The following is a 4405-nucleotide window of genomic DNA, read 5'->3' on the forward strand; positions in this document are numbered from 1 at the left end:
CGTTCGGATTAATTTTACAATCTACCGTTTTGATAGGTTTGATTTGCGATGCTGGTCAGCGTTTTATCAAGGTAACTGCCCAGATTGTATGCAGGAATTGAAATGGTTACTAACGGTTTGTCTGTCATGATCCTTCCCCTCGATTCACTTTTGGAGTCAGTTTAGTCTCGAACGATTGGGTGGTCAATCAAAGTGGCTTGAAGGCGGACCGAACAAGAAATAGCCCGCTATTCCACCTTAACCTGCCCCATCATCCCATTCTCCTCGTGTTCCAAATTATGACAGTGATAAACAAAGATGCCACGATCATGGAAGCTCATTAGAACGCGGACTTTCTTACCAGGCTTCAAGTTAACAACGTCCATTAATCCAGATTCTGCTGCTGAGGGACGTTTACCGTTGACGGACAGAATTCGAAATTGGGCACCGTGAATATGAAACGGATGATCCATGCCGCCCATCATCGAATCGTTATTGGTGAGGTTCCAAATCTGATTGGTGTGCGGCTTGGCGGTCAGGTCAATTCGATCGGGATTGTAAACCCGACCATTAATCCGAACCATCCGCCCCATGCCGCTAAAACTAATTGTCTGGTGTTTCAAGCCAAATTGGTTCAGCTGCTTGGTGGGCGTCAGGTGATTCAATTTAACTGGCAATGTTCGGCTCCCGGTTCGCTTGGAATGTAGTCGCAGTTGCAGAACCCGCTGCCCGTTGGTCCGTAGAGCCACGTTCTTCGAAGTTGCGTTAGCGGTATTGACAACCACTTCTGCCCGCTGACCCGGTGCCAGATCAATCTGATTCATCTTCACCGGCTGGTTGAGGAATCCACCATCGGTCGCGATTTGGCGTATCGTGGCGCCATGATTTAAGGTGAAATGATAGGTGCGGGCATTTGAACCATTGAGCAGTCGCAGCCGCACCTGATTGGTGGTTACGTTAATGTATGGGTTGAGCGTCCCGTTGACCAGAAGCGTATTGCCTTCGGTGCCATCAGCGTTGTAGTCGGCTTGATAGTCGAACTGACCCGCCTTACTAAAGGTTCGATCCTGAACGACCAATGGAAAGTCATCAACACCGTACTTTTTAGGGAGATTCAACTTCTGGCTGTTCTGGTCGTCCACCAACATGAAACCCGCCAAGCCGTGATATACCTGACTGGCGGTGGTACCCATGGCGTGGGGGTGATACCACAAGGTGGCTGCCTGCTGGTCAACCTTAAACGTGGTTTGCTTGGTCTTTCCCGCAGCAATTGGTTCGAACGGCCCACCATCCGCCTTTCCAGGAACCAGGGCACCGTGCCAGTGCAGCGAAGTCCGTTGGTTCAATTGATTAACCACCTTAGTGTGGACAGTTTGCCCCCGACGGACACGAATTGTCGGTCCGAGGTACGATCCATCATAGCCCATCGTCTTCGTTTTAACGCCTGGTTTAAAGGTTGTGGTGCCGGCCTCGGCCTTCAATGTGTAGTAAACCGAATCACCCGATTTTTTGGTCGGCTTTAAGATTGGCGGTACCGCCAATCTTTTCGCTGCAGTGGTCGCCGTTTTGAGTGGGACATCCGTATCCGAATTTCGCTGGGCGCGACCGGATGAGTTACCACCCATCATCGAATGACCGGAAGATCCACTCCAGCTGCCCATCATTCCGCTACGATTTGAGCTGGAAGACTGTGAATGCTGTTGGGTATGGACAAACCAACCGACATTTCCCACCACGATAATCGCCACAATCACGCCAATGATGATCCACGCTGTTTTCTTCTTCAATATCCCCATCTCCTAATTGTGTCAGCAAGTTTACATATGTAGACGTCAATGCTAGTTTATACCAAACGTCTTCATCGTTCAAGACTGTTTTTTTGGGGGGAGCCAGGCAAATCTTCAGTGATCAAAATGTCAACAACTGCATAAAGCGTCGAATTAAGTCCCTTTACTTTTAAATCTTTCATCCAATATAATCTTAAATGAAGTAAGACCCAAGGGTACTTTATGGAGGGCTTTAATTATGATAAATAAGACAATTACCAAAAGGTTTTCCGTGAAAGGCCAATTTGTTCTACCGTCAGAATTTCGTAAAAAGCTCAATATTAGTTCAGGCGATGAAGTCATTGTTTCACTTAATGATAATCAAGAAATTGTTATCGCAAAAGTGCCAACTAAAGTAGATTGGCATCATTTACTTAAGGATGTGCCAGCTGAAACAGTTGATGTTGCTAAGGATGGCCATTACGATAAAACGAAAGCCCCAAATTTTGCTAAGTGGATGGAAGAAGGCTAGTACATGTCACCAAGGGACACACTATTTTGTCTTTGTCTTTTTTGATGATAGTACTGGCAAAAGTAATCGTGATGAGGTTAACTTATTCAAATTTATCAAAAACAATCAATCAAACCAAAAATGAAGAGCGCTATGCTGGGCTTCTCGCTTCTTAGGAAAATATGAATTCTACAATATAAAGCATGCCACACGCCCTTAGAAGCTGTTTAGTATCTTTGATTTTGACCCAATAATTTGATAAACTACTGTCAAAAAAGTTGGTGATCATATGCAACATTTTAGTCATCATTACCAAAGCGATATTTCTCGGCAACAATTCGATTTGATCCGCCAGGATCTGGAAGCTTCAAGAAAACGAACTCATCCAAAACACATTGATCCTTATGATATCTTCTGTGCCATGCTCTATGTCCTTAAAAATGGTTGTACTTGGCGTGATTTGCCGGCTGATTTTCCAAAGTGGTCCACTGTTTACTACTATTGGATGAATTGGTCGAAAGCCCCCACCCCTGATAAACCAGCTTTATTAACTCAGGTTTTAAAAAAATTGTCGCTGATCGACGATTAAGGCAAGGGCGATCAGCCCGAACTTCGTTCGTCATTTTAGATGCCCAAAGTATCAAGAACACCGCTACCGCTGAAAATAAGGGTTACGATGGTGGCAAGAAGATCTCGGGAATTAAACGGCATTTAGCCGTCGACATCAATGGCTTCCCGCAAGCGATCCATATTACCCGGGCTAACATCACTGATCGTGACGGGGCGATTGCACTCGTTACCCTTAATTTAGAGCAGTTTAAATTGGTTCGAACCATGATGGTTGATAGTGGTTATACCGGCCAAAATTTTGCTAATGAGATTAGCAGTTTAACGTCAGCCAAGGTAATCGTCGTTAAAAGAAATGAGTTACACCAATTTTCGGTTATCCCCCAACGGTGGCTCATTGAACGTTCATTTAGTTGGTTGGGAAATTATCACCGTTTATGGCGTAACTGTGAGCGTAAGCTCAACACTAGTCTCATGATGGTTTCGTTAGCTTTTATCAGGCTACTTCTTAAAAGATACTAAACAGCTTCTAAGTGGGAACTAAATAAAAGTTATCCCGATATCGATAAATTAATACTACTCAGTAAAATATTTGATATCAGTATTGACGAGCTCTTAGGTCAAGATAAACTTTTGAGAAAAGATATTATTATGAAAAGCACTCTTTACAGAAAAAGTATCAGCATTTTAAAGTATTTAGGCCTATTGTTGGCAACTATTTTATTGTTTTTAGGACTAAACTTTTGGAGCAATCAGCTTGATGACTTGCATATTCAAGATGTCAAAATCTACAATACATTTTTCGCCATGGAAAATGGAAAACCTACTTTTTACCTATATGGCAAATTAAAGCCCACCTTTGCCAGTTATAGCGGCGGTGCTTTCACTCAGTACAACAACAGCAATGGAAGTGCCTACGGTTATAATATTAATAAAGACAATGTCCAGATTAATGGCCAACAAACCCATAGTCCATTTGGCTCAAAAGAAGTCGTATTTCGTATTAAAAGCGATCCTAAACATGGATTAACATTGATCAATCAAAATATATACCTTACTGATCAACAACATCACAAAATAAAATTATATGATGCCCACACTAGAACCCAGTCACACAGTCTAGAGCAAAAAGATACTCAAAAGGGTTCTGGTGCAAAATTTAAAACAAATGCACATTAACTAACTTTTCTTGGATATTGACAGCTTACGCTATCAATAATTGCTTCAATTCAGCGGTTACTGAAAACCCGAAGAAACTACCATTTCTTCGGGTTTCTTTTCGAATCGCATAGACAACTTCAACCCCGGCTAAAGTTTTAGCGGCAGTTCGGATGGTTTGAAAACCAGCTGAGCGAACCCGATGTCTTTTAATGAATCGATGGTCTTGCTCAATTAGATTATTGCGATATTTGGAACATTCGTGATTTGCTTTCTCCAATAAGCCGTCTTTAATCACTTGCTTAATGGCTTTTAAAGTTCCACCATATTGGTCAGTTACCAAACAATGGGGACGACCATCGGTCGTAAATAATCGTTTCAAGAAATGGTAAGCGGACTGATAATCACGATGTTTACGTAACTC

At 42.8% G+C, this 4405-nt stretch carries 5 protein-coding genes; 3 read left to right on the forward strand and 2 right to left on the reverse strand.

Annotated elements, in window-relative coordinates; genetic code table 11:
* Window positions 1-227: 227 nt before the first annotated feature.
* Window positions 228-1766: a multicopper oxidase family protein gene (locus ATN92_RS19905; RefSeq protein ID WP_056950601.1), complete on the reverse strand. Its 1539-nt coding sequence runs from the start codon at window positions 1764-1766 to the stop codon at window positions 228-230.
* Between the two features lie 238 nt (window positions 1767-2004).
* On the opposite strand from ATN92_RS19905, the gene ATN92_RS19910 reads away from it, so the two are divergent.
* The 3 genes from ATN92_RS19910 (at window position 2005) to ATN92_RS19920 (ending at window position 4002) form a co-directional block, all read left to right on the forward strand.
* Window positions 2005-2277, forward strand: coding sequence for an AbrB/MazE/SpoVT family DNA-binding domain-containing protein (locus ATN92_RS19910; protein ID WP_080475008.1), 273 nt, complete (start codon window positions 2005-2007; stop codon window positions 2275-2277).
* A 268-nt stretch (window positions 2278-2545) separates the two neighbouring features.
* Window positions 2546-3345, forward strand: a protein-coding gene (locus ATN92_RS19915; RefSeq protein WP_099046409.1) for an IS5 family transposase whose coding sequence is annotated in 2 segments (ribosomal slippage) — window positions 2546-2834 and window positions 2834-3345 — 801 coding nt in all. Because the reading frame shifts where the segments join, the coding sequence is not laid out codon by codon here.
* 111 nt (window positions 3346-3456) lie between these two features.
* Window positions 3457-4002 carry a hypothetical protein gene (locus tag ATN92_RS19920; protein ID WP_234032506.1) on the forward strand — a complete coding sequence of 182 codons (546 nt, stop codon included), beginning with the start codon at window positions 3457-3459 and terminating at the stop codon, window positions 4000-4002.
* 25 nt (window positions 4003-4027) lie between these two features.
* On the opposite strand, the gene ATN92_RS19925 is transcribed toward ATN92_RS19920, so the two are convergent.
* Window positions 4028-4405, reverse strand: a 378-nt coding sequence (locus tag ATN92_RS19925) for a DDE-type integrase/transposase/recombinase (protein WP_158106792.1), incomplete at its 5' end; no start/stop codon positions are given.

Source organism: Companilactobacillus bobalius (assembly GCF_009764355.1).